Source organism: Rhodococcus sp. NPDC058505, from assembly GCF_042720095.1.
Taxonomy (GTDB): Bacteria; Actinomycetota; Actinomycetes; order Mycobacteriales; family Mycobacteriaceae; genus Rhodococcus_G.
Genome location: NZ_JBHXNB010000015.1, coordinates 63,799 through 85,496, shown reverse-complemented (window position 1 = coordinate 85,496; position 21,698 = coordinate 63,799). Strand labels below are relative to the sequence as shown.

General features: G+C 70.7%; 17 protein-coding genes. 9 read left to right on the top strand and 8 right to left on the bottom strand.

Going from position 1 to position 21,698, the window contains the following annotated elements; genetic code table 11:
• The first annotated feature begins 72 nt into the window (after positions 1–72).
• From trmB to ACFWPA_RS13370, 3 genes are read left to right on the top strand one after another with little or no spacing between them, the layout of a single operon-like run.
• Positions 73–852 carry a tRNA (guanosine(46)-N7)-methyltransferase TrmB gene (gene trmB, locus ACFWPA_RS13380; RefSeq protein WP_378509184.1) on the top strand — a complete coding sequence of 260 codons (780 nt, stop codon included), beginning with the start codon at positions 73–75 and terminating at the stop codon, positions 850–852.
• Complete coding sequence (locus ACFWPA_RS13375; protein ID WP_378509148.1) at positions 849–1,547, top strand: NYN domain-containing protein; 699 nt, start codon at positions 849–851, stop codon at positions 1,545–1,547. The genes trmB and ACFWPA_RS13375 overlap by 4 nt, the downstream gene beginning before the upstream one ends.
• Positions 1,547–4,498, top strand: coding sequence for an MMPL family transporter (locus ACFWPA_RS13370; RefSeq protein ID WP_378509149.1), 2,952 nt, complete (start codon positions 1,547–1,549; stop codon positions 4,496–4,498). The genes ACFWPA_RS13375 and ACFWPA_RS13370 overlap by 1 nt, the downstream gene beginning before the upstream one ends.
• 18 nt (positions 4,499–4,516) lie before the next feature.
• On the opposite strand, the gene ACFWPA_RS13365 is transcribed toward ACFWPA_RS13370, so the two are convergent.
• The 5 genes from ACFWPA_RS13365 to ACFWPA_RS13345 form a co-directional block, all read right to left on the bottom strand.
• Complete coding sequence (locus ACFWPA_RS13365) at positions 4,517–5,164, bottom strand: DUF1707 domain-containing protein (protein ID WP_378570458.1); 648 nt, start codon at positions 5,162–5,164, stop codon at positions 4,517–4,519.
• A gap of 33 nt (positions 5,165–5,197) precedes the next feature.
• A complete protein-coding gene (locus ACFWPA_RS13360) occupies positions 5,198–7,027 on the bottom strand; it encodes a DUF2339 domain-containing protein (protein WP_378570456.1) in 1,830 nt (609 codons plus the stop codon).
• A 90-nt stretch (positions 7,028–7,117) separates the two neighbouring features.
• The gene (locus tag ACFWPA_RS13355; protein ID WP_378570454.1) at positions 7,118–7,804 is read right to left on the bottom strand and encodes a response regulator; all 687 of its coding nucleotides are present in this window, start codon (positions 7,802–7,804) and stop codon (positions 7,118–7,120) included.
• The gene (gene macS / locus ACFWPA_RS13350; protein WP_378570452.1) at positions 7,768–8,994 is read right to left on the bottom strand and encodes a MacS family sensor histidine kinase; all 1,227 of its coding nucleotides are present in this window, start codon (positions 8,992–8,994) and stop codon (positions 7,768–7,770) included. The genes ACFWPA_RS13355 and macS overlap by 37 nt, the downstream gene beginning before the upstream one ends.
• The gene (locus ACFWPA_RS13345; protein ID WP_378509154.1) at positions 8,991–10,130 is read right to left on the bottom strand and encodes an AI-2E family transporter; all 1,140 of its coding nucleotides are present in this window, start codon (positions 10,128–10,130) and stop codon (positions 8,991–8,993) included. The genes macS and ACFWPA_RS13345 overlap by 4 nt, the downstream gene beginning before the upstream one ends.
• 171 nt (positions 10,131–10,301) lie before the next feature.
• On the opposite strand from ACFWPA_RS13345, the gene ACFWPA_RS13340 reads away from it, so the two are divergent.
• Positions 10,302–11,756: an adenylate/guanylate cyclase domain-containing protein gene (locus ACFWPA_RS13340; RefSeq protein ID WP_378509185.1), complete on the top strand. Its 1,455-nt coding sequence runs from the start codon at positions 10,302–10,304 to the stop codon at positions 11,754–11,756.
• A gap of 53 nt (positions 11,757–11,809) precedes the next feature.
• Positions 11,810–12,961 carry a YbhN family protein gene (locus ACFWPA_RS13335; RefSeq protein ID WP_378570450.1) on the top strand — a complete coding sequence of 384 codons (1,152 nt, stop codon included), beginning with the start codon at positions 11,810–11,812 and terminating at the stop codon, positions 12,959–12,961.
• Positions 12,962–13,000: 39 nt separating this feature from the next.
• On the opposite strand, the gene ACFWPA_RS13330 is transcribed toward ACFWPA_RS13335, so the two are convergent.
• Positions 13,001–13,690 (bottom strand): FadR/GntR family transcriptional regulator, encoded by a 690-nt coding sequence (locus tag ACFWPA_RS13330; RefSeq protein WP_378509156.1) that lies wholly within the window; start codon positions 13,688–13,690, stop codon positions 13,001–13,003.
• 162 nt (positions 13,691–13,852) lie between these two features.
• Between ACFWPA_RS13330 and ACFWPA_RS13325 the strand changes: the two genes are divergently transcribed.
• Positions 13,853–15,415 (top strand): 2-isopropylmalate synthase, encoded by a 1,563-nt coding sequence (locus ACFWPA_RS13325; RefSeq protein WP_378570448.1) that lies wholly within the window; start codon positions 13,853–13,855, stop codon positions 15,413–15,415.
• 182 nt (positions 15,416–15,597) lie between these two features.
• Entirely contained in the window at positions 15,598–16,149 is a 552-nt protein-coding gene (locus tag ACFWPA_RS13320; protein ID WP_378509158.1) for a YceI family protein, read from the top strand.
• A gap of 69 nt (positions 16,150–16,218) precedes the next feature.
• Here the strand turns inward: ACFWPA_RS13320 and ACFWPA_RS13315 are convergent, their stop codons facing one another.
• Positions 16,219–17,745 carry an FAD-binding protein gene (locus tag ACFWPA_RS13315; RefSeq protein WP_378509159.1) on the bottom strand — a complete coding sequence of 509 codons (1,527 nt, stop codon included), beginning with the start codon at positions 17,743–17,745 and terminating at the stop codon, positions 16,219–16,221.
• Between the two features lie 116 nt (positions 17,746–17,861).
• On the opposite strand from ACFWPA_RS13315, the gene ACFWPA_RS13310 reads away from it, so the two are divergent.
• The gene (locus tag ACFWPA_RS13310; protein WP_378509160.1) at positions 17,862–18,239 is read left to right on the top strand and encodes a DUF3054 domain-containing protein; all 378 of its coding nucleotides are present in this window, start codon (positions 17,862–17,864) and stop codon (positions 18,237–18,239) included.
• Between the two features lie 54 nt (positions 18,240–18,293).
• Positions 18,294–19,763 carry a peptide MFS transporter gene (locus ACFWPA_RS13305; RefSeq protein ID WP_378509161.1) on the top strand — a complete coding sequence of 490 codons (1,470 nt, stop codon included), beginning with the start codon at positions 18,294–18,296 and terminating at the stop codon, positions 19,761–19,763.
• Between the two features lie 15 nt (positions 19,764–19,778).
• On the opposite strand, the gene ACFWPA_RS13300 is transcribed toward ACFWPA_RS13305, so the two are convergent.
• Positions 19,779–21,629, bottom strand: coding sequence for a penicillin-binding transpeptidase domain-containing protein (locus ACFWPA_RS13300; protein ID WP_378570467.1), 1,851 nt, complete (start codon positions 21,627–21,629; stop codon positions 19,779–19,781).
• Between the last annotated feature and the right edge of the window lie 69 nt (positions 21,630–21,698).

Here is a 21,698-nt window from a genome sequence, read left to right as displayed (position 1 = left end):
CGGCACCACCTCGGCGGTCCCGCGCCACGGTGCCGCCGACCCCGAAACCCTCAACCCATCCTTGAGGGCCTGCTGCAGGAAACGGCCTCCATGCGTGACAATGGTCCGGTGAATGACGCCGAACCCCGGGTGGAGGGTGCCGCCGACCGCGGCTCCCGCCTGTATCCCCGGGTGACCAGTTTCCGCTCCCGCCGCGGCTCCCTCACGGACCCCCAGCAACAGTGCTGGGACCGGACATGGCCGACGATCGGCGCCGATGTCTCGGACTCCCCCCTCGATCTCGACGGGTGGTTCGGCAGGCACGCGCCGACCGTCATCGAGATCGGCTGCGGAACCGGCACCGCCACCACCGCGATGGCGAAGGCCGAACCCGAGACCAACCTGCTGGCCGTTGAGGTGTACCGGCCGGGACTCGCCCAACTCCTGCAGTCGATCGAACGCGACGGCATCACCAACATCCGCGTCCTGCGCGGTGACGCGATGGACGTGCTGGAGAACATGCTGGCACCGCAGTCGCTGATCGGCGCCCGGGTCTTCTTCCCCGACCCGTGGCCGAAGGCCCGCCACCACAAGCGCAGGCTGCTGCAGCCGCCGACGTTCGCGCTGCTCGCGGACCGACTCGCGCCCGGCGGCCTGCTGCACGTGGCCACCGACCACGCCGACTATGCAGAATGGATAGCCGAGACAGGCGACGCCGAACCGCGGTTGACCCGACTCGACTGGGACGAGCTGGCCAGCGGCGTGATCGACTCCCCGATGACCCACGAACGTCCGGTCACGAAGTTCGAGGACAAGGCACACCGCGTCGGCCGTCCGATCACGGAGATGATCTGGGGAAAGGTCAACGGATGAGCGTCAGCGAACGATTACCTGAGTCGGTCGGGGCCCTCGACGAGACCGGTCGGGAACCCCGACCACCACGCCGGGTACTGCTGGTCTGGGACGCGCCGAACCTCGATATGGGGCTCGGCGCAATTCTGGGTGGCCGCCCCACCGCCGCGTACCGGCCCCGGTTCGACGCGCTCGGACGCTGGCTGCTCGGCCGGACCGCCGAACTGGCCGGAACGAGCCCGGTGCGGCTCGAGCCGGAGGCGACGGTGTTCACGAATATCGCGCCCGGCAGCGCCGACGTCGTGCGACCCTGGGTCGAGGCACTGCGGAACGTCGGTTTCGCGGTGTTCGCGAAACCGAAGATCGACGACGACAGCGACGTCGACGCCGACATGCTCGACCACATCGCGCTGCGCGCCCGCGATGGCGGGCTGGCCGGTGTCATGGTCGCGTCCGCCGACGGGCAGGCGTTCCGGGTTCCGCTCGAGGGCATCGCAGCAAGCGGTGTTCCCGTGCAGGTGCTCGGTTTCCGTGAGCATGCCAGCTGGGCGGTGTCCTCGGAGATCCTCGAGTTCGTCGATCTCGAGGACATACCCGGTGTGTTCCGCGAGCCGCTGCCCCGAGTCAGCCTGGACTCGCTGCCCGACGAGGGTGCCTGGCTGCAGCCGTTCCGTCCCCTGTCCGCCCTGCTCCTCGGACGTCAAGGAGTGCAATAGTGTTCGCTACCTGGGGTCGTCTCGTCTACCACCTCCGATTCTCGGTGATCGGGGTGATGGTCGCGCTGATGCTCGGCCTCGGCGCGTACGGCCTCGGCGTAGACAAGCACGTCAGTCAGAGCGGTCTCTTCGACCCCGACTCGGACTCCGTTGCTGCGGCCGAACTCGCCGACGGCACCTTCGGCCGCGACACCACCGCGGACGTGGTGCTCCTCTATACGGCGCCCGAGGGCAAGACCGTCGACGACCCGACGTTCGCGGCGAAGATCACCAAGAACCTCGAAGAGGTGGTCACGAACAATCCGGACCAGATCCTCAAGCTCAACGGCAGCTACTGGTCCACCAAGCTCGCGCAGCTGGCCGATGCCACCAAGGAGCACGCGGTCGCCAGCGTCGCGATCGCCGGTGCCAACGACACCGAGGTCGCGGCGAACTTCCGCGAGGTCCGGGACCAGTTCTATATCGACGGCATCGACGTGCAACTGGCCGGATTGCAGCCGGTCAGCGGCACGATCAACGACACGATGGCGAACGACCTCAAGCGGATGGAGATCCTCGCGATCCCCGCGGTCGGTGTGCTGCTGTTCTTCATCTTCGGCGGCATCGTCGCCGCCGCGCTGCCGCTGATCGTCGGCGGCCTGACGATCATCGCCGCGAACGGCGTGGTGAAGCTGTTCACCCAGTTCACCGAGGTGAACGCATTCGTCCTTTCCGTCGTCTCGCTGATCGGTCTCGGCCTGGCGATCGACTACGGCCTGTTCATGGTGAGCCGGTTCCGTGAGGAATTGGCCGAGGGCTACAACACCGGGGACGCGGTCCGCCGCACCGTGATGACCGCGGGCCGCACCGTCGTGTTCTCCGCGACGATGATCGTCGCGAGCCTCGGCGGCCTGATGCTGTTCCCACAGGGCTTCCTCAAGTCGATGGCATACGGTGCCATATCCGCAGTGCTGCTAGCCGCCCTGATCTCGGTGACGGTGCTGCCCGCGATCCTCGGCATTCTCGGTCGGCGGGTCGACGCGCTCGGCCTGAAATTCATGCGCAAGACCAAGACCGCCGAGGAGATTGAGAACAGCTACTGGGGCCGGACCACCCAGTGGGTGATGAAGAACCCGCTCAAGGTCGCGATCCCGATCGTGGTCGGCCTGCTGCTGCTGACCATCCCGATCTCCAACGTCAAACTCGGTGGCATCAACGAGACCTATCTACCGCCCGACAACCCGACCCGGGTCGCGCAGGAACAGTTCGACGAGCTGTTCCCGAACAACCGCACCGAGCCGATCAAGCTGGTGATCGAGGGCGCGCAGGGCGCGCAGCTGACCCAGATCGTCAAGGAGGCCAGCGAGGCGCCCGGCCTGGTCGAGAAGTTCACGATCAATAACCCGACCAAGGACGGCGTCACCGTCTTCAAGGCGGGCCTCGTCGACCGGAACGACGCGGAAGCGACCGTCGACCACCTGCGATCGATGGACGTTCCCGACGGGGTGACGGTGCTGGTCGGCGGCACCCCGGTGCTTGAGCACGACTCGATCGCCGCGCTGCTCGACAACCTGCCGCTGATGGTGATCACGGTCCTCCTGCTGACCACACTGCTGATGTTCCTGGCGTTCGGATCGCTGGTGCTGCCGATCAAGGCCGTGCTGATGACCGCGCTGGGTCTCGGCGCCACCCTCGGCATCCTGACCTGGATCTTCATCGACGGGCACGGCGCCGGGCTGATGAACTTCACTCCGGGCCCGATCATGGCGCCGGTACTGGTGCTGATCATGGCGATCATCTACGGCCTGTCCACCGACTACGAGGTGTTCCTACTGTCCCGGATGGTGGAGGCCCGCGCGCAGGGCGCCAGCACCACCGAGGCCGTCCGCGTCGGCACCGCGCACACCGGCCGCCTCATCACCGCCGCCGCACTGATCCTGATCGTCGTCACCGGCGCGTTCGCGTTCTCCGAACTGGTGATGATGAAGTACATCGCCTACGGCATGATCGCCGCGCTGATCATCGACGCCACCCTGATCCGGATGGGCCTGGTGCCCGCGGTGATGAAGCTGCTCGGCGACGACTGCTGGTGGGCGCCGGCCTGGATGAAGCGCATCCAGGAGCGCCTCGGCCTCGGCGAGCCGGTCCTCGACGACGAGCGGATGCCCGACGACGTCCCCGAGATCGAGGCGGTCGGCGTCCCAGCGCCGCAACCGGCGACCGGTGCCCGCCGACGGACCACGCCGCTGACCCGCGAGGCGGTCGAGCGGGTGCTGCCGCCGCGGACCGCCGCCGCGTCCCGGATCGCGGCGACCGCGGAGCCGCTGGTCGGCGAGCCGATGACCGAGCCGATTCCCCAGGTACGGCCGCAGCCCAAGCCGGGTCCCGGCCCGGCAGCGCCCGCTCCCGGCCCGGCAGCGCCCGGTCCGGCGCCGCAGGCCCGCGATGCCCGTCCGGCACCGCCGCAACCGGCACCGCGGCCTACCGCACCGGCGCCTCGGCCCACACCCACGCCGCCGCCCACCTCGACGGATCGACCGATCGAGAGTTGGCTGTCGAGCCTGCGGACGCCGACGGCCGCCCCCGCCGCGGGTGGGGCGCCCGGATCGGCGGCGGCGAACGGCGCGACGCCCGCCCCCCAGGCGCGCCCGACGCCGCCTGCTCCCGCGCCCACCCCGCCCCCGGCACCCGCGCCGCGGCCCGCCGCGGCACCACGACCCGTCGAGGCACCGCGCCCGCCTGCCCCGCGACCGGCCGAGGCACCGCGTCCCGCGCCAGCGGCTCCTGCCCCGGCGACGGCGCCGTGGCCTGCCCCCGCACCCGCGCCGACCCCGACCCCGCCGCCGAGCGCGACATCGGACCCGGCGCCGTCCGCGGCGGGTGACGACGCGAACGCGGGCAGGCATCGGCGCACCGACGGGACGCCGACCGTCAGCGTCCGGGAACTGCTCGCCAGGCAGCGTCGGGACTGACGGCGCCGCCAAACGCGCTCAGCCGAGCAGGCGCTTGAGGCCGGTGCCGAACGGGTTCTTCGCGGTGACCGACCCAAACCGGACCCGACCGCGGACAACGAGGTGCAGCGGCCCGAACTGCGGGCCGCTGCGCACCTTGTTGGTTGCGCTGCCGCCGACCGTGTCGACGCCGTTGAGGTCGACGGTCGCCTCGACCGGAACGATCAGGTTGATCGACCCGCAGAAGCCGTCGATGGTCACGTCCACCACCTGAGACTGCATCACCGCCGACGTGAAATCGAGGGTGACGTCGGACAGCCAGTTCTCGACCCTCAGCGTCGGCGGCACATGCCAGACGCCCTTCCTGGTGACGCTCGACATCTTCGCGCGGATCACGTTCTGCGGCGGGATGACCTGCGGCGCGGCGGCCGCGTAGGCGGGCGCGGCCGGGGCGGTGGGCGCGGCCGGGGCGGTGGGCGCGGCCGCGGGTTCCTCCCCCACCGCGCGGATGCCCGGCAGGTCGTAGAGCACCGCGTTCAGCTCTCCACGGGTGCGGGCGGCGAGCGCGGTGTCCATCCGCTCGCTGAACTCCCCGAGGGACAGCATCCCCTGCCCCACCGCCCGCTGGAGCAGTTGCCCCACGTACTCGCGTTCCGCATCCGACACCCGCAGATCCCTGGCCTCCATACCGGACAGGATATGCACCGCCCCCGGTGCCCGTCAGGCCCCGGGCCGAGGTCCGGTCGCGAACGCGCGTGCGTACCGGGCGCCCGCCGCCAACAGCAGCAGTCCGACACCGATGAACGCGAGCACCCGGAACACCCCGTCGAGGGTCGCGAGGTCGAAGAGGAACAGCTTGGTCAGCGCCGCACCGGCGAGGGCGAGCCCGGAACCGAGCGCCAGGTGGGCGCGATCCGGACGGGTCAGGCCCCAACGCAGCAGGGCCGACGCCAGCACCATCCAGGCCACCGTCGCGGCGCACTGGCCCGCAACGAATCCCGGGTCGGTGCCGAGGATCGCGACCGCGCCGGTCACCACGACGGCCGTGCCCGCGTACACGATCACCACACCGCACCCGATCCACGCGGCGTCCACCCGGTCACCGCCGAGCAGGCCGAGAGATCGGGCGGTGACCGTCAGCAGGACCGCGACCACCGACAGCAACACTCCCGCGACGAGCACCGGGAACGAGCTGGTCACGCCGTCCGCGCTCACCAGCGCGGTGAGCGGCAGCTCGGCGTGGAACTGCGCCGCGCCGAGGATCCCGAACCCCGCCGCCGCGGCGAACGCGATCCGGGATCCGGCACGACCGGCGATCGTGACCAGGCCGAGCGCCAACACCAACAGCGTCACCGGCAACGCATCGTCCGGCGTTGCACCGACACTCGCCTGCAGCGTCGCCGCCGCCGCCACCGCAGCAATGGCTGCGCGGGTGTGGCCGGGCAGTCGGGGCGCGGCAACGAGGAGGGCGAGCAGTGCGGCGGCGAGGGAGCACTGCACAGCCACCTCGGGCCAGCGTGCCAGCACCCCACCGGACAACAACAGCGGAACCGTCGACGTCGCCAGCATCGCGGTCGCGGTCCCGTCACCGGCGCGGCGGTGGACCATCGACAATGCCGTGCCGACACCGACAACGGCGACCGCCACGGCAAGCGCAACGAGCGTCGACGCGGCAACCCCGCCGTGCTGGCCGATCGGATCGGAGCCGACGGCAGCGGCGGCGAACGCGGCGAGGAGGGCGAATACCACCGGAAGGGTGCGCGCCGCATGCAGATACGGCCAGTCCCTGCCGAGTTGCGGAACGAAACCGGCGATCTGCACCAGCAGCAGGAAGGCGAGCAGTGTCGGCGTCACACCGTCCGCGAGGACCGGCGCAAGGACCGCCACCGCCAGCACGACGAGCGCCGCCATCGGCTGCGAATCCCACCGCGTCGCAATGACCATGCCGCCGCAGGCGATCACCGCCGCCACCGCGAGGCCCACCGCGGGCGGCAGCCACCCGTAGTACGACGTCGCGGCGACGACGTCCAGGAATCCGCCCGCGATGCCGGTGCCGACCGCCGCGACCGCGCCGACCCGGCCGCCGCGGCGACCGGACATCCGCAGACCCGCCGCGATCAACGCCGCGGAGAACACCCCACCCGCCACCACCCGCGCGGCCGGCCCGAAATACCCGGCATGCGCGGCGAGCACCAGCAGCATCACGACACCGATCACGGTGACCGCGCCGCCCGCGACCGCCAGCACCCGACTCACCAGTCCGTCACGCTGCCACCAGGGTTCCCGCGCGGGCGCGGGTTGCGCTGCCGGCACTGCTGGCAGTGGCGGCGCCGAGTGCCACGCATGCGGGTACCCCGGCGGATGCGGGTACACCGGTTGCGCTGGTGCGGCCGGAGGCACCTGCCCCGCCGCGCCCCACGCATCCACCTGCGCCCTGAACCGGGCCAGGTCCGCTGCGACCTCGTGCATCCGCTGCCCGAGCGTGGCAAGCTCGCCGGGCAGCCGACCCATCAACTGCGGATCGATCTGGGAACCACCGTCATTGACCATGATCCGAGCATCGTCGCGTCGGCACGCCATGCGCATGAGTAGTTCCCCCCGGCCCGGCCGGGGGTTTTCCTGATGCACCCGGCGGTGCGCTCAGTCCAGTCCCCGCTCGATGGCATACCTGGTCAATTCGACCCGGTTCGCCAGCTGCAGTTTCCGGAGGGTGGCCTGAACGTGGTTCTCCACCGTCCGGTGACTCAACGAGAGCCGGGTGGCGATCTGCTTGGCGCTCAACCCCTTCGCCACCAGCCGCAGGACCTCGGTCTCCCGGTCGGTCAGCCGGGGGACGCCGGAATCGGGTCCGGCGGCGTGCGCGCTCGCCATGCGTCGATACTCCCCCAACACCAGGCCAGCCAGCCCCGGCGTGAACACGGCCTGCCCGGCCGCGGTTGCCTCGACGGCCGCGACCAATTCGGCAACGGACGCGCTCTTGACCAGGTAGCCGACGGCACCGGCCTTGACCGCATCGAGCACGTCCGCCCGCTCCGCCGACGCGGAGAGCACCAGCACCCGCGACGCGGGCGAGACCGTCAGCACCGCCGCCGTCGCCTCGGCCCCGTTGCCGTCAGGCAACTGCATGTCCATCAGCACAACCGCGGGCCGGACCGCCCCGGCGCGGCTGCGCGCGGCGTCCACCCCATCCGCGGTGGCGACCACCTCGAACCCGTGCTCGGCCAGGTCCCGCGCGACCCCGTCCCGCCAGATCGGGTGATCGTCGACCACCATCACCGTCACCGACTCCGTCACGCCAGCCCCTCCTTGCTCACCCGGATCTCCCATTCGACGCCCTCCCCCTCCGCGGTGTCCAGCGTGGCGGTCCCGCCAAGCGCAGCCACCCGGCCCCGGATCGACCGGGACACCCCCATCCGGCCCTCCGACGCCGCCACCTCGAGTCTCCCCGGCGCGATCCCGACACCGTCGTCCCGCACCGACACGATCACCTCGCCACCCAGATCTTCCAGCAGGACATACGCTTTCGCGCTCGCGCCGGCGTGCAGCTCCACATTCGACAGTGCGGTCCGCACCACCGCCGCCACCTCCTCCGCCCGCCGACGCGGCATCACCACCGGCTCGGCGGGCGCCGACACCGACACGGCGGTGCTGGATTCGACGCGCAGCAGCGCGCGCAGGTCCACCTCTGCGGCATCGCCCGCGAGGGACGGTGCCGCCTGCTCCGAGATCAGCTCCCGCAACGCCACCTCCTGCTCACCGGCCAGGGTCGCTAATTCCGCTGCCGGGCCACCGATTTCACTTCCCCGGCGGCGCACATACGCGAGCACCTGCAGCACCCCGTCGTGCACCTCCCGACCGAGCCGCTCCCGTTCCTCGGTCGCCGCGGCAAGATGGGCGGCCCGCTCCAGTTGCGCCTGCGCCCGCCGCGCCGTGTTCGCCGCCATCCCGACCGCCAGCCCCACCGACACCAGCACCGGGGCCGTCGCGTCCCGCGCCAGATCCAGGTCGAATCGTCCGCTGACCACCGCATCCGTCACCGCAACGAGCAACCCCGCGACCACCCCGACCACCGGGCCACGCAGGATCGCCGCCGAGATCACCGCATTCGTCGCCCACAGCGTCGTCGGAAGGGTCTGATGGGTGGAGTACCAGCCCGGGTCCGCCACCAGCCGCGTCGCCCCCATCACCGCGAGCACCACCACGAGATCCGCGATCACCCAGCCGCGCCGCGCGCCCGTGTCCCGCGACAGCGCGACCGCCGCCACCCCCGACCAGACAGCCATCGACGCGACCAGCACCCAGCTGAGGGTCGGGCGGGTGTACTCGGCGACCGCGGTCAGCTGATAGCCGACCGCGTACGCCAGCGTCGCCAGCCGGAACACCTGCGCCGCCCGCCACAGTGGAGCCGTCGGTCGGCTCCGCTCCGCTGCGCGCCCGGGTGGAGCCGTCGGTCGGCTCCGCTCCGCTGCGCGCCCGGGTGGAGCCGTCGGTCGGCTCTGCCCCGTCGGTCGGCTCACGGCTGCGGGTCCGGGCTGGCCGGGAACAGTGGCAGCGCCGGATCGTCGACATCCACCTCACCGGGAACCTCGATCGGGTCCCGCGCCAGCAGGGACCGGATCGCGGTGTTGAGAACGGCAACGATCGGGACGGCGAGCAGGCCCCCGACAATGCCCGCCAGCACGATGCCGGTGGTGATGGCCAGCACCACCGCCACCGGATGCAGCCGCACCGCCCGACCGAGCAGCAGCGGCTGCAGCACGTGGCCCTCAAGCTGCATGATGCCGATGATGATGCCGAGCGTGATCAGGGCCGTCACCAGCCCCTTGGTGACGAGGGCGACGAGCACCGCGACGAAGCCGGTGACGAAGGCACCGACGATCGGGATGAACGCGCCGATGAACACCAGTGACGCGAGCGGCAGCGCCAGCGGGACACCGAGGATCGCGAGCCCGGCGCCGATCCCGATGGCGTCGGCCGCCGCAACGACAACGGTCGCGCGAACGTACCCGACGAGCGAACCGAATCCCTGGCTCCCGGCGAGCCGGACCCGCGCCCGTGACCCCGTAGGCACGAGCCGGGTGACGAACTCCCAGATCTGGGCGCCGCCGTAGAGGAAGAAGACGAGCGTAAACAGCGTCAGCGCGGCACCGGTAAACAGTTCGCCGATCACCCGGCCGGTCGCGACGGCGCCGCTGGTGACGGCCTCCCGGTTGTCCTGGATCGTCTCGACGATCGAGTCGCCTGCGCGGCGGATCTGGTCCTCGGAGAAGTGGAAGGGGCCGACGGTGAGCCAGTCCTGAATCTGATGAACGGACGCGGTGAACTGGTCGGTCAGCTCGGGTAGCCCGACCACGAACTGCTCGACGACGAAGGTCATGATGCCCGCGACGATGCCGATCGCGGCGACCAGCACCACAACGACCGCCGCCCCGCGCGGCACTCCCTTGCCGTGCATCCAGTCGACCACGGGATGCAGTAGCGCGGCCGCGAGCAGCGCCAACGCGACCGGGATGACGACGGTGTCGAGTTTCGCGACGATCCAGGCGAGCGCGAGGACCCCGGCGAACAGCACCAGCAGCCGCCACGTCCACTCGGTGGCGGCGCGCAGCAGCGGGGGCACCGGGACGGCCCGCTCCGGGTCGTTCGAGGTCACCTCGGCGAGCCTACGGCGCACCGCCCCGATTCGCGGGACGAGCCGCGCGACGCGACGCGGTGGGCCCTCCGACTCTGCTGCGGTGCGGGCATCACCGCTAAATTGGTCGCTGTGCTGGCATCTTCCTATCGAGCGGTCGCGCTGACCATGCGCAGTCGTTGGCCGCTCTACATGGGGTCAATGATTCTGGCCAACTTCATCGGCGCGGTTCTGGTGCTGGCCTTCATCCGGTACGGGCTGCCGATCAGCGAATCGCAGGAGATTCTCGACGACCGGGTCCGCAATGTCGTCATTTTCGGGATCTACCTGGCGCTGGCCGGCGTGGTCAGCCTCGGCGCCGCGGCAATGATGCTGCGATCGGTGATCCGCTGGCAACTGCGCGGCGGGCCACCGACCCGCACCGAGCAGATGGCTGCGCTGCACGCTCCGCTGCGCCAGGCGATCGTGCACCTGATCCTGTGGATCATCGGCGGCGTCCTGTTCGTGATCCTCACCGTCGCGGAGATGCCGGAGCTCGCGGTCGCGGTGATCGTCACCGTGTGCATGGCCGCGACCACCACGTTCGGGTTCACCTACATGCTCGGCGAACGGATCCTGCGACCGGTCGCGGCGCGCGCGCTGTCCGAGGGCCGCTTCGACCGCACCCTCGCGCCCGGTGTCGGCACCCGGATGGCGATGACCTGGGGACTGGGCACGCTGATGCCGGTCATCGGGATCATCCTGCTGTGCGCGACACAGCTGAGCACCAATCTGCAGTTCTCGACGAACTCGCTGGCGATCGCGGTGCTGCTGCTGTCGGGCATGACGATTACGACGGCGTTCGTCCTGTCGATGCTGACCGCGAGCCAGGTGTCCGATCCGATCCGGCAGCTGCGGCGCGCGATCGAACGGGTGCAGCGCGGCGCGACCGGCGTGCAGGTCGAGGTGTTCGACGGCTCGGAAATCGGCAGGCTGCAGGTCGGGTTCAACCGGATGATGCAGGAATCGGCGGAACGCCGGGTGCTGCGGGAACTGTTCGGTCAGCATGTCGGCGAGGACGTGGCCCGGCGGGCCCTGCAATTCGGCACCGAACTCGGCGGCGAGACCCGGTTCGTCGCGGTGCTGTTCGTGGACATGGTCGGCTCCACCGGGGCCGCGGCGGAACGCCCACCTGGCGAGGTCGTCAGCCTGCTCAACGAGTTCTTCCGCGTCGTCGTCGACGTCGTCGACCAGCACAACGGCTTCGTCAACAAGTTCATGGGCGACGCGGCGCTGGCGATCTTCGGGGCTCCGCTGGACCGGCCCGACGCGCCGACCGCTGCCCTCGCCGCCGCGCGGGAGCTCCGGTTCGCCCTGTCCGGCATCACCGGACTCGACATCGGCATCGGGGTGTCCGCCGGACTGGCGGTCGCTGGCAACATCGGCGCGTCGGAGCGGTTCGAGTACACGGTGATCGGCGATCCGGTCAACGAGGCGTCGCGGCTGACCGAGCTGGCGAAGATCCATCCCAGCCGGGTGCTGGCGTCGACGAGTGCCCTGTACTTCGCCGACGAGGAGGAACAGTCCGAGTGGGAGCTCGGCGATCAGGTGCAGTTACGGGGCCGCAATCGCGTCACCCACCTCGCGTCGCCGGTGCAGTACCCATAACCGCAGGTTCGGCGATCCGCGGCGATCCGGCACCGATTGGCTACCCTGACTGGGTGGTAACGCCGCAGCCCGACCCGAGTGGGGGTGTCCCCCGCATCAGGGAGGCGCCTCCAACCGCGCGTGCCCGCGGACGCTTCTGGTGGGTGAAGTGGGTGGCGGGAGTCGCGGTCGTGGCCCTCCTCGTCGGTGAGGGCGTCTACCTGTGGCCCCGGCTGCACGACTCCTGGCTTGCGCTGACGGAGATCCACTGGGGTTGGCTCGCGGCGTGCGTCGTCGCGCAGGCCGTCTCGCTCAGCGGCTACGGCCGGGTGCAGAAACAGCTGCTGCACGCGGGCGGGGTCGACGTCGACCAACGCACGTCGGTCTCGGTCGTGTACGCGGCGACGGCGATGGCGGTCACGCTGCCCGCCGGGCAGGTGTTCTCCACCGCCTTCACCTACCGCGAGACCCGCCGCTGGGGCGCGAACCCCGTCGTCGCGTCGTGGCAGCTGGCGATTTCCGGGGTGATCGCCGGCATCGGCCTCGCGCTGATCGGGCTCGGCGGTGCGCTGCTCGTCGGCGGCTCCGTCAGCCCGGTGACGCTGGTGCTGTCCGTTGTCGGCCTGGTCGCGCTGGTCGTCGCGATCCGCTACGCGTCCGCGCATCCCGGCGCGATCGAGAAGGCGGCGACCTGGGTGCTGGTGCGGGTCAACCGGCTGCGATCGAAGCCGGCGAGCACCGGTCTGCGCACCGTCCGGGAGACCCTTACCCAGCTCGAGTCGGTGCGGCTCGGCAAGCGGGACGGGGCGATCACCGCTGGCTGGTCGGCGGTGCACCGGGTCGCCGACATCGCCTGCCTCGGTCTCGCCTGCCTGGCGATCGGGGCGGACCCGACACTGTCCGGGGTGCTGATCGCGTTCGCGGCGGGCAAGGCGGTGGCGACGATCCCGCTGGCGCCGGGCGGCCTGGTGTTCGTGGACGCCACCCTGATCGCGACCCTGACGACCGCGGCGCGGATCAGCGCATCGGAGGCGGTCGCGGCGGCCTTCGTCTACCGCGGCGTTAGCTTCATCCTGGTCGCGATCGTCGGCTGGATCGTGTTCGCGTTCCTGTTCCGCGGCCACCAGCACGAGGACCTGGAGTTCGACGTCGAACTCGAACGCCGCGAACAGCGCGAGCGCCGACGCTCCTCCCCCGACGACGGCCCGCCAGCCCAACCCGGGTGAAGGGCACATGCACCCGGTCTGACGGGGCAAAGGTGCCCTTCACCCTGGGTTGTGAACGGCGGTAAGCATGGCGTCGAGGTGTGCGCGGGCGGACGCGACCGCGGCCTCGGGGTCGCCGGCCACGATGGCGTCGACGATCGCGCGGTGATCGTCCGCGTCCGGTCCGGGGTCGTTGGCGCGGGTCCCGAGCAGTGTGACCATGTCGACCATCGCCTCGGTCAGTCGGGGAACGAAGGTCTCGAACAGTTCGGTCAGCACCGTGTTGTGGGCGGCGGTGACGACGGCACGATGGACCTCGATGTCGGCCTCAACGAAGGCGCGGTCGCCGAGCGGGAATGCCTCGGCGCGGCGGGCGAGCGTCCCGCGCAGCGCGGCCACGTCGTCGGGGGTGGCGCGGGTCGCCGCGAGGCGGGCGGCCTCGACCTCGAGCGCATTGCGGACCTCGACCACCTCGGCGATGGCCCGGCCCCGCAGCACCGCCTCCCAGGTGACCAGGGGTGTGGTGCGTTCGACGTACACGCCCGCGCCCTGCCTGGCCCGGAGCAACCCCTGCCCGGAGAGCATCCGGAGGGCCTCGCGGATGGTGGAGCGCCCGACTCCGAGTTCGGCGGCGAGCGTGGTTTCCCCTGGCAGTTTCGCGCCGACCTCCCATTCCTGGTCGGAGATCCGGCGCAATAGTTGGGCGGCGGCCTGGTCGGCGAGCAGGTTACGGCGCAGCGGCGCGGTCACGAACGACTCCTCGGGTTGTCAGACAAGCTCTGTGCGTCTAGCGTACCGCCCGTGGCCGTTCGTGGACTGCTCCTCGTCCGCCGCGGCGGGGTCTGACCGGACCGGCTCCCCGCCGCGGGGTTCGATCGTGCCGGTCGCCCGATCCGACCCCGGAGCACCGCCATGAACTGGAATCGCCAGACCCTCTCCGCGATGCCGTCGCATCGCTACCGTCCGCACACCGACCGCGTGACCGTCACCCTCCCCGAACGGAACTGGCCCGCAGGGCAACTCACCGCAGCGCCGCTGTGGGTTCCGGTCGACCTGCGGGACGGCAACCAGGCACTCGCCGAGCAGGATCTCGTTCCCGACGACGTCACGATCGTGGTGTTCACCGCCGCCCGTACCGACCTCATCGCCCGCACCTACGAATCGGTGCGCGGACTACCGAACATGGTGCTGCACATGTACACCGCAACGGCACCGACCTGGCGCGAGGTCGTCCTCGGCCACGACCGAGGATCACTGCACCGGCTGATCGTCGCCGCGGCCAGCGAGGTTGCCCGCGGCGCCGACGCGCGACCCGGCGTGCGGTTCGAGTTCTCTCCGGAGGTGTTCAACCTGACCGAGCCGGACTTTGTGCTGCAGGTCTGCGACAGCCTGACCGAGCTGTGGGACGCCTGCCCGGATCGGCCGGTGATCCACAACCTCCCTGCGACCGTGGAGATCTCGACACCGAATGTATTCGCCGACCAGATCGAGTACATGCATCGCCATCTCGCCCGTCGGGAGTCGGTGATCCTGTCGGTGCACCCCCACAACGACCGCGGCACCGGCGTCGCCTGCGCCGAACTCGCGGTGCTCGCGGGAGCGCAACGGGTGGAGGGCTGCCTGTTCGGGAACGGTGAGCGCACCGGGAACGTCGATCTGGTCACGCTCGCCCTGAACCTGCACGCGCAGGGCGTCAACCCGATGATCGACCTCTCCGACATCGACGCGGTCCGACGAACAGTGGAGTACTGCAACGGAATCGGCGTCCATCCCCGACACCCCTACGGCGGCGACCTGGTGTACACCGCCTTCTCCGGGACGCACCAGGACGCGATCCGAAAGGGGTTCGCACACCACCGCGCGGCGGCCGCGACTGCCGGCGTCGACCCGGACGCGGCCCCGTGGGATGTGCCGTACCTGCCGATCGACCCACACGACGTGGGTCGCGACTACCAAGCGGTGATCCGGGTCAACAGCCAGTCCGGCAAGGGTGGCGTCGCGCACCTGCTGCAGGAACACTACGGCGTCGACCTGCCTCGCGAACTGCAGATTGACTTCGCGCGGCGGGTGCAGCACGCCACCGACGGCAGCGGTACCGAGATGACCGCCGCGCAGCTCTGGCAACTGTTGCGGGACAACTACTCCCGGAGCGAGGATCTGCACTGGTGGGCGGTGGAGCATATCGAGGGCGGTGACGCGCTGCGCATCCGCGCGACGATCGACGGCCGGGACGTCGTCGGCGACGCCACCGCGTCCGGCCCGGTCGACGCGATGACCCGAATCCTCGCCGAGCACGGCACCGAGGTCGAGGTCCTGACACTGACGCAGCAGTCGGTGGGCTCCGGACGCGACGCGGAGGCGGTGACGTTCGCCCACTGCCGGGTCGGCGACCGGGCCACGTGGGGCGTCGGCCTGGCCCACTCGGTGACGGCGTCGAGCCTGCGCGCCGTCCTGGCCGCGGTCGCCCGCGCCTGAGCCAACCCACCCCAGGGTGAAGGGCACCTCCGACCGGTCAGACCGGGCGAGGGTGCCCTTCACCCGACACCTCACGACACCGAGTGTGACGGACCTCACATCAGGTTGCGGGAAGCATTCGCCCGATGGCACCGTTGACCCTGCCAGTGCTTGAACATTCAACTACTCGCCTAGGAGCTCCCATGACCACCGCCATCGCCCTGCCGACCCTCACCGCAGGCACCTGGGCCATCGACCCGGCCCACTCGACCGTCGGATTCAGCGTCCGGCACCTGATGGTCAGCAAGGTCCGCGGCACGTTCAACGACTTCACCGGCGCGATCACCGTCGCCGAGGACGGCACCCCCGCCGTCACGGCCGAGATCCAGGTCGCCTCGATCGACACCAAGAACGACCAGCGCGACGGCCACATCAAGTCCGCCGACTTCTTCGACGCCGAGCAGTTCCCGACCGCGACCTTCACCTCCACCGCGGTCCGCGCGGACGGCGACGACTACGTCCTGGTCGGCGACTTCACCCTGCGCGGCGTCACCAACCAGGTGGAACTGAAGCTGGAGTTCGGTGGCGTGAACCCGGGCATGGGCAACGGCCCGGTCGCCGGCTTCGAGGCCAGCACCGTACTCAACCGCAAGGACTTCGGCATCACCATCGACATGCCGCTCGAGGGCGGCGGCGCCGTCGTCGGCGACAAGATCACCATCACCCTGGAGATCGAGGCGGGCCTTCAGGCCTGATCGCCCCACGCACTCGCGCCCGGCGCTGCTCGTATCCCCCCTCCGAGCTGCGCCGGGCGCGTCCACGTCTCAGTCGCGCCCGATCATGTCCCGCACGGCCAGATGACTGAACACCATGCTCGCGCCGATCGGGTTGCCGCCGCCCGGGTAGACGGTGCCGCTCGCCGGGGCCATCGTGTTGCCCGCCGCATACAGGCCTGCGATGACCGTGCCCGACGCGTCGAGCACCCGCGCGGCGGTGTCGGTGACCAGCCCGCCCTTCGTGCCGAGGTCCGAGATCCCGAACGCGGCGGCGTGGAAGGGCCCCTTCTCGATCGGCACCAACGGTGACTGCCCGCCGGAGAACGATCGGTCGTACGGTTCGTCGCCGCGGCCGAAGTCCGCGTCCACACCGGTCGCGGCGAACTCGTTGAACCGCCGCACCGTCCCGGTCAGGGCGTCGGCGGGAACACCGATCAGGTCGGCGAGGTCCTCGAGGGTGTCCGCGGTCTTCCACAGGCCCGCGGCGACGTAGTCCTCGGTCGCGGAGACCGGGACGTTCGCGGCCTTCACCGGCGGCACGGCGCCCTCGCGGTCGTCGTAGATCATCCAGAACGGCAGCGGCACAGCGCTGTCGATGATGTCCCTGCCGAGCCGGTCGTACGGCGCGGACTCGTTGACGAAGCGCCTGCCGGACGCGTCGACGAAGATGCCGCCGGTGAACCAGAGCGCGAACGCGGACCGGCCGTTGGGGTGGGTCAGGCCCGGTGACCACCACGCCTGGTCCATCAGTCGGGTGTCGGCGCCCGCGGCGATGCCTGCCCGGTGCGCCTTGCCGAGATTGCCCCACGGGCCCATCGTGTCGCGGGCCTCGCCGGGGACGCCGTACCTGTCGCGCAGTTCCTGGTTCTGCTCGAAGCCGCCCGCCGCGAGCAGGACACCGCGGCGGGCCCGGATCGCGCGCCGTTCCCCGTCGTGGGCGACGATCGCGCCGACCACCGCGCCGTCCTCGACGACGAGGTCCTCGAGCGCGGTGCCGCGGTGCAGGCGGGCGTTCGGCATGTCCTGCATCGCCCAGAGGAAGCGACCGACGAGCGCCCGCCCGCCGACGAGGTAGTCCCCGGCCGGCTCGTCGGCCCAGTCCCGACCGAGCGGGCCGCGGACCGCGTCGGCAAGGTCGCCGAGCTTCACCGCCCGCACCGGCTTGGGGACGATGTGCCGCCCACCCGCGCGGGCCTTCGGGGCCTTGCCGAAGTAGTCGGGCCACGGCAGCACCTGAAAGACGAGATGCTCGTCGGTCTCGAGGTAGTCGATCAGCGGGGCACCGGATCGGACGTACGTCTCCTGCAGGTCGGTGGGGCTGGTGTCGCCGACGACGGCGTGGAAGTAGGTGAGGGCGTCGTCGATCGTGTCGTCGTCGCCGGCCCGCCGCAGGACGGCGTTGCACGGGAACCACATTCCGCCGCCACCCGAGTACGCGGTGGTACCGCCGAAGTACTCGGTTGCCTCGATCAGGAGGGTGTCGAGGCCCTCCCGCGCGGCGGTGTAGGCGCCGGTCACGCCGCCGGCACCGGATCCGACCACCAGCACGTCACACTCGTCGTTCCACTGCGTCATCGCCCGTTGCCTCCCCATGATCGTGTTGTCGTCGAAGTATCGGCCGTCGCGACGCCCCGCGTCGGCCAAATCGGTTAACGGATTGCGCGGGCTCGGGCCCGCCTACCCTGGATGCCGTGAAGAAGGTGCTGCCGGTCCTGCTCGTCGACATCGTCCTGGTGATCGTGTTCTGCGCGATCGGCAGGCGCAGCCACGACGAGGCGAACGCGCTGGCCGGGTTGCTGACGACGGCGTGGCCGTTCCTCGGCGGCCTCGCGCTCGGTTGGATCGCGAACGAGGCGCTGTACCGGACCAAGTCGGTCCCGGTCTCCGTAGTTCCCGCCGGAATCGTGATCTGGGTGTGCACCCTCGTCGGCGGCATGCTGCTGCGGGTGGTGTCCGGGCAGGGCACCGCGTTCTCCTTCATCCTGGTCGCGGCGACCTCGCTGGCGATCTTCCTGCTCGGCTGGCGCGCACTGTACGCACTGGTCGCGCCGCGAATCGCGCGCCGCTAACAAGTTGGCGTCGTCGGCGCGCGGACCACCGACCCACGTGCCAGAGTTTCTCTCATGAGCGAACTCGTGTCGCCGCCCCGCGACCCGCGGTCCGACCGCGGGTTCTTCGGCCAGCCGTTCGCGCTGGCCAACCTGTTCTCGGTGGAACTGTGGGAACGGTTCTCCTTCTACGGGATGCAGGGCATCCTGCTCTACTACCTGTACTACTCCACCGCCGACGGGGGACTCGGCATCTCGGAGGCATCGGCGGTCTCGATCGTCGGTGCGTACGGCGGAACCGTCTACCTGTCGACGATCCTCGGCGCCTGGATCGCGGACCGGGTGCTCGGCGCGGAGCGGACGCTGTTCTATAGCGCGGTGCTGGTGATGCTCGGGCACATCGCGCTGGCGCTCATCCCCGGGCTGGCGGGGGTCGGCGTCGGCCTGGTGCTGATCGCGGTCGGCAGCGGCGGGCTCAAGGCGAACGCCACCTCCCTCGTCGGGGATCTGTACGAGGAGGGCGACGAGCGCCGCGACGCCGGGTTCTCGCTGTATTACATGGGCATCAACATCGGCGGGTTCCTCGGCCCCCTCCTCACCGGGTGGGCGGAGGACAACTGGGGATTCCACGTCGGATTCGGGCTGGCCGCGGTCGGCATGGCCCTCGGGCTCATCCAGTACACGCTGGGACGCAAGCGGCTCGGGACCATCGGTGCGGCCCCGACGAATCCGCTGCCCGGATCGGTGCTGTGGAAGTACGCCGTCGGTGCCGGCGCCGCGGTCGTCGTGGTGATCGCCCTCGCGCTGGCCGGGGTGATCACGGCGGGCAACCTGTCCGACATGGTGGTTGCGCTGACCGTCGTCGCGGCGATCGGCTACTTCGCGGTGATCCTCTCCAGCCGCGCCATCACCAGCACCGAACGCAGCCGGGTCGTTGCGTTCATCCCGATGTTTCTCGCCAGCGCCGCGTTCTGGTCGCTGTTTCAGCAGCAGTTCACCGTCGTCCCGATTTACGCCGAGAAGTTCCTCGACCGCAACCTGTTCGGCTGGGACTTCCCGCCGTCGTGGGTGCAGTCGATCAACCCGGTGTTCATCATCGTCTTTTCCGGTGTGTTCGCCGCGATGTGGACGAAACTCGGTCCGCGGCAACCCTCGTCGCCGTTGAAGTTCGCGGCGGGCACCGCGATCATGGGGCTGGCGTTCCTGGCGTTCCTGCCGTTCTCCGGGGGCGCCGCAAACAGCACGCCTCTGCTGGGCTTGGTGTTCATCCTGCTGCTGTTCACGTTCGCGGAACTGTTCCTGTCCCCGGTCGGGCTGTCCCTGTCCACGAAGTTGGCGCCACGGGCGTTCCACACCCAGATGGTGGCCCTGTTCTTCCTGTCGTTGGCGCTCGGCTCGTCGATGGCGGGCACTCTGGCCAAGCACTACGACACGACGAATCAGGCGCCGTACTTCCTGTGGATCGGGCTCGGGTCGATCGCGGTCGGGGTGCTCATGGTCGTGCTGTCACCGTGGATCAGCCGAATGATGCGCGGCGTCCACTGACACCGCGGGTGCGCCTCACCGCGGCAGCTGGCCCTGGATGGGTCGCAGGAACCGACCGGCCGCGTCGACCGCCGGCCCGGAACTGTCCGCCCCGGCGATGAACACCGCGAACGCCACATCCTGGTCAATGCCGACGAACCAGCCGTGCGACGGCTGGCCCGCGACCTCGGCGGTGCCGGTCTTGCCCCGCACGTCCGCGATGTCGCCGAGTTGGGTGGCGGTGCCCGCGGTGACGGTTTCCCGCATCATGGCCTTCAGCGCGTCGGTGACCGCCGTCGGCGCGGGGGCGGGGGTCGCGTCCGCGATCCCGGGCTGCCCCTGGACGAGCATCGGCGCCGGGGTGGTCCCCCGCGCGATGGAGGCCGCCACCAGCGCCATCCCGAACGGCGACGCGGTCACCCGGCCCTGCCCGATCGCGGACTCCACCCGCTCGGCCGGGGTGTCGGCGGGCGGCACGCTGCCGGTGACCGTCGTCAGGGCCGGGGTGACGTAGTCGACGCCGAGCCCGAACTGCTGCGCGGCGTCGTGCAAGGCCATCGGGGTCATCGCCACAGCCAGCTGCCCCATCGTGGTGTTGCAGGAACGGGCGAACGCGGTGTGCAGCGGCACCGACCCGAGGTCGAAGTTGTCGTCGTTCGGGATGGTGCGACCCTCGATGTTCGCGCTGCCGGGGCAGGGCAACACGGTGTCCGCGGTCACCGAGCCCTGTTGCAGCGCAGCCGATGTCGTGACGGTCTTGAAGGTTGAGCCCGGCGGGTACAGCCCGGTGAGCGCGATCGGTCCCTGCGCGCTGGCCTCCGCGTTCTGCGCGACCGCGAGGATCCCGCCGGTGGACGGCCGGATCGCAACAATGGCCGCCTGCTGCGGTAGGTCCGCGATCGCCGCCTGCGCGGCCGTCTGCACGGCCTGGTCGAGGGTGGTGGCGATGTCGGGGGCTGCGGTGCCGTCGCGTCCGGCCAGCCGTTCCGCCGTCCCGTCGGACCGCACGAGCTGCACCGCCCAGCCCGCGGTGTCCGCCTGGCCCTGCTCCCACATCGTTCGCAGCCCCTCCAGGGCCGGGGATTGCACCGCCTTGTCGACGGTCAACAGCCGGGTCTGCTTGACCAGCCGGACTCCGGGGATCGCGGTAAGCCCCGCCTCGATGGGCGCGAGGTCGGCATCGCGGAGCGTGATGACGGTGAGCGGGCGGCCTTGCGCCGCAGCAAGGTCCGCGCTCAGGGAGGCCTCGGTGATCGTCGGGGCGAGGGGAGCGAGGAGCGGCGCAAGTGCGGCCGTTGCTGCCGCGGGATCGCCGACGGTGGCCGGGTCCAGCGTGACGAGGGTGACGGTCTGCTCGGTCATCAGCGGAGTTCCGTTGGCGGCGAGCACTGTTGGCGATCCACCCGCGAGGGTGGTGTAGCGGAGGGTGGTGTCCGCGGTGAGATCCGGCGCGAGCAGGGCAGGTTCCCACGGGATGGCGCCGCCGTCGGCAACGGCCTGCCCGCCTCCGGTGGTGGTGTAGTCCCAGGTGTTCGACGCTGCCGTTGCTGCCGCGGTGGGGGTCGCGGTCGCCGTCCCGGTCGGGTCCGTGGTCGCGTCGTCACCGAAGGTCCAGTCCGCCTCGAGCGTGAAGGTTCCCGCGTCGCTGTCGGTGCCCGCGACGGTGAACTGCGCGTCCGTCGGATCGAGTCCGCCGAACATCTGCTCGATCGCGGCGGCCGCCGCCACGGGGTCGGAGGTCAGCGCTGCCGCCGCCTGCACGTCCCGGCGGGTGAGGGCGTCGGCGAACTCCTGCGCCGCCGTCTCGGTCGCGGTCGGCCCGCTGCTGCATGCCACCGCCCCGAGCGTGAGTGCCGACACCGAGATCACCGCGACCATCGCTCTCATCCGCATCACCCGACCCTATGCGGCTTCGTCGACGTGGCGCGCAGCGAACCGCGAGCGTAGCGTTGTAAT

Bases quoted from the DNA above. Each gene is read 5' to 3' on its own strand.
- ACFWPA_RS13375 (WP_378509148.1), top strand. From the start codon at position 849: ATGAGCGTCAGCGAACGATTACCTGAGTCGGTCGGGGCCCTCGACGAG.
- ACFWPA_RS13365 (WP_378570458.1), bottom strand. From the start codon at position 5,164: ATGGAGGCCAGGGATCTGCGGGTGTCGGATGCGGAACGCGAGTACGTG.
- ACFWPA_RS13360 (WP_378570456.1), bottom strand. From the start codon at position 7,027: ATGGTCAATGACGGTGGTTCCCAGATCGATCCGCAGTTGATGGGTCGG.
- ACFWPA_RS13355 (WP_378570454.1), bottom strand. From the start codon at position 7,804: ATGGGAGATCCGGGTGAGCAAGGAGGGGCTGGCGTGACGGAGTCGGTG.
- ACFWPA_RS13340 (WP_378509185.1), top strand. From the start codon at position 10,302: ATGGGGTCAATGATTCTGGCCAACTTCATCGGCGCGGTTCTGGTGCTG.
- ACFWPA_RS13325 (WP_378570448.1), top strand. From the start codon at position 13,853: ATGAACTGGAATCGCCAGACCCTCTCCGCGATGCCGTCGCATCGCTAC.
- ACFWPA_RS13320 (WP_378509158.1), top strand. From the start codon at position 15,598: ATGACCACCGCCATCGCCCTGCCGACCCTCACCGCAGGCACCTGGGCC.
- ACFWPA_RS13315 (WP_378509159.1), bottom strand. From the start codon at position 17,745: ATGACGCAGTGGAACGACGAGTGTGACGTGCTGGTGGTCGGATCCGGT.
- ACFWPA_RS13305 (WP_378509161.1), top strand. From the start codon at position 18,294: ATGAGCGAACTCGTGTCGCCGCCCCGCGACCCGCGGTCCGACCGCGGG.
- ACFWPA_RS13300 (WP_378570467.1), bottom strand. From the start codon at position 21,629: ATGAGAGCGATGGTCGCGGTGATCTCGGTGTCGGCACTCACGCTCGGG.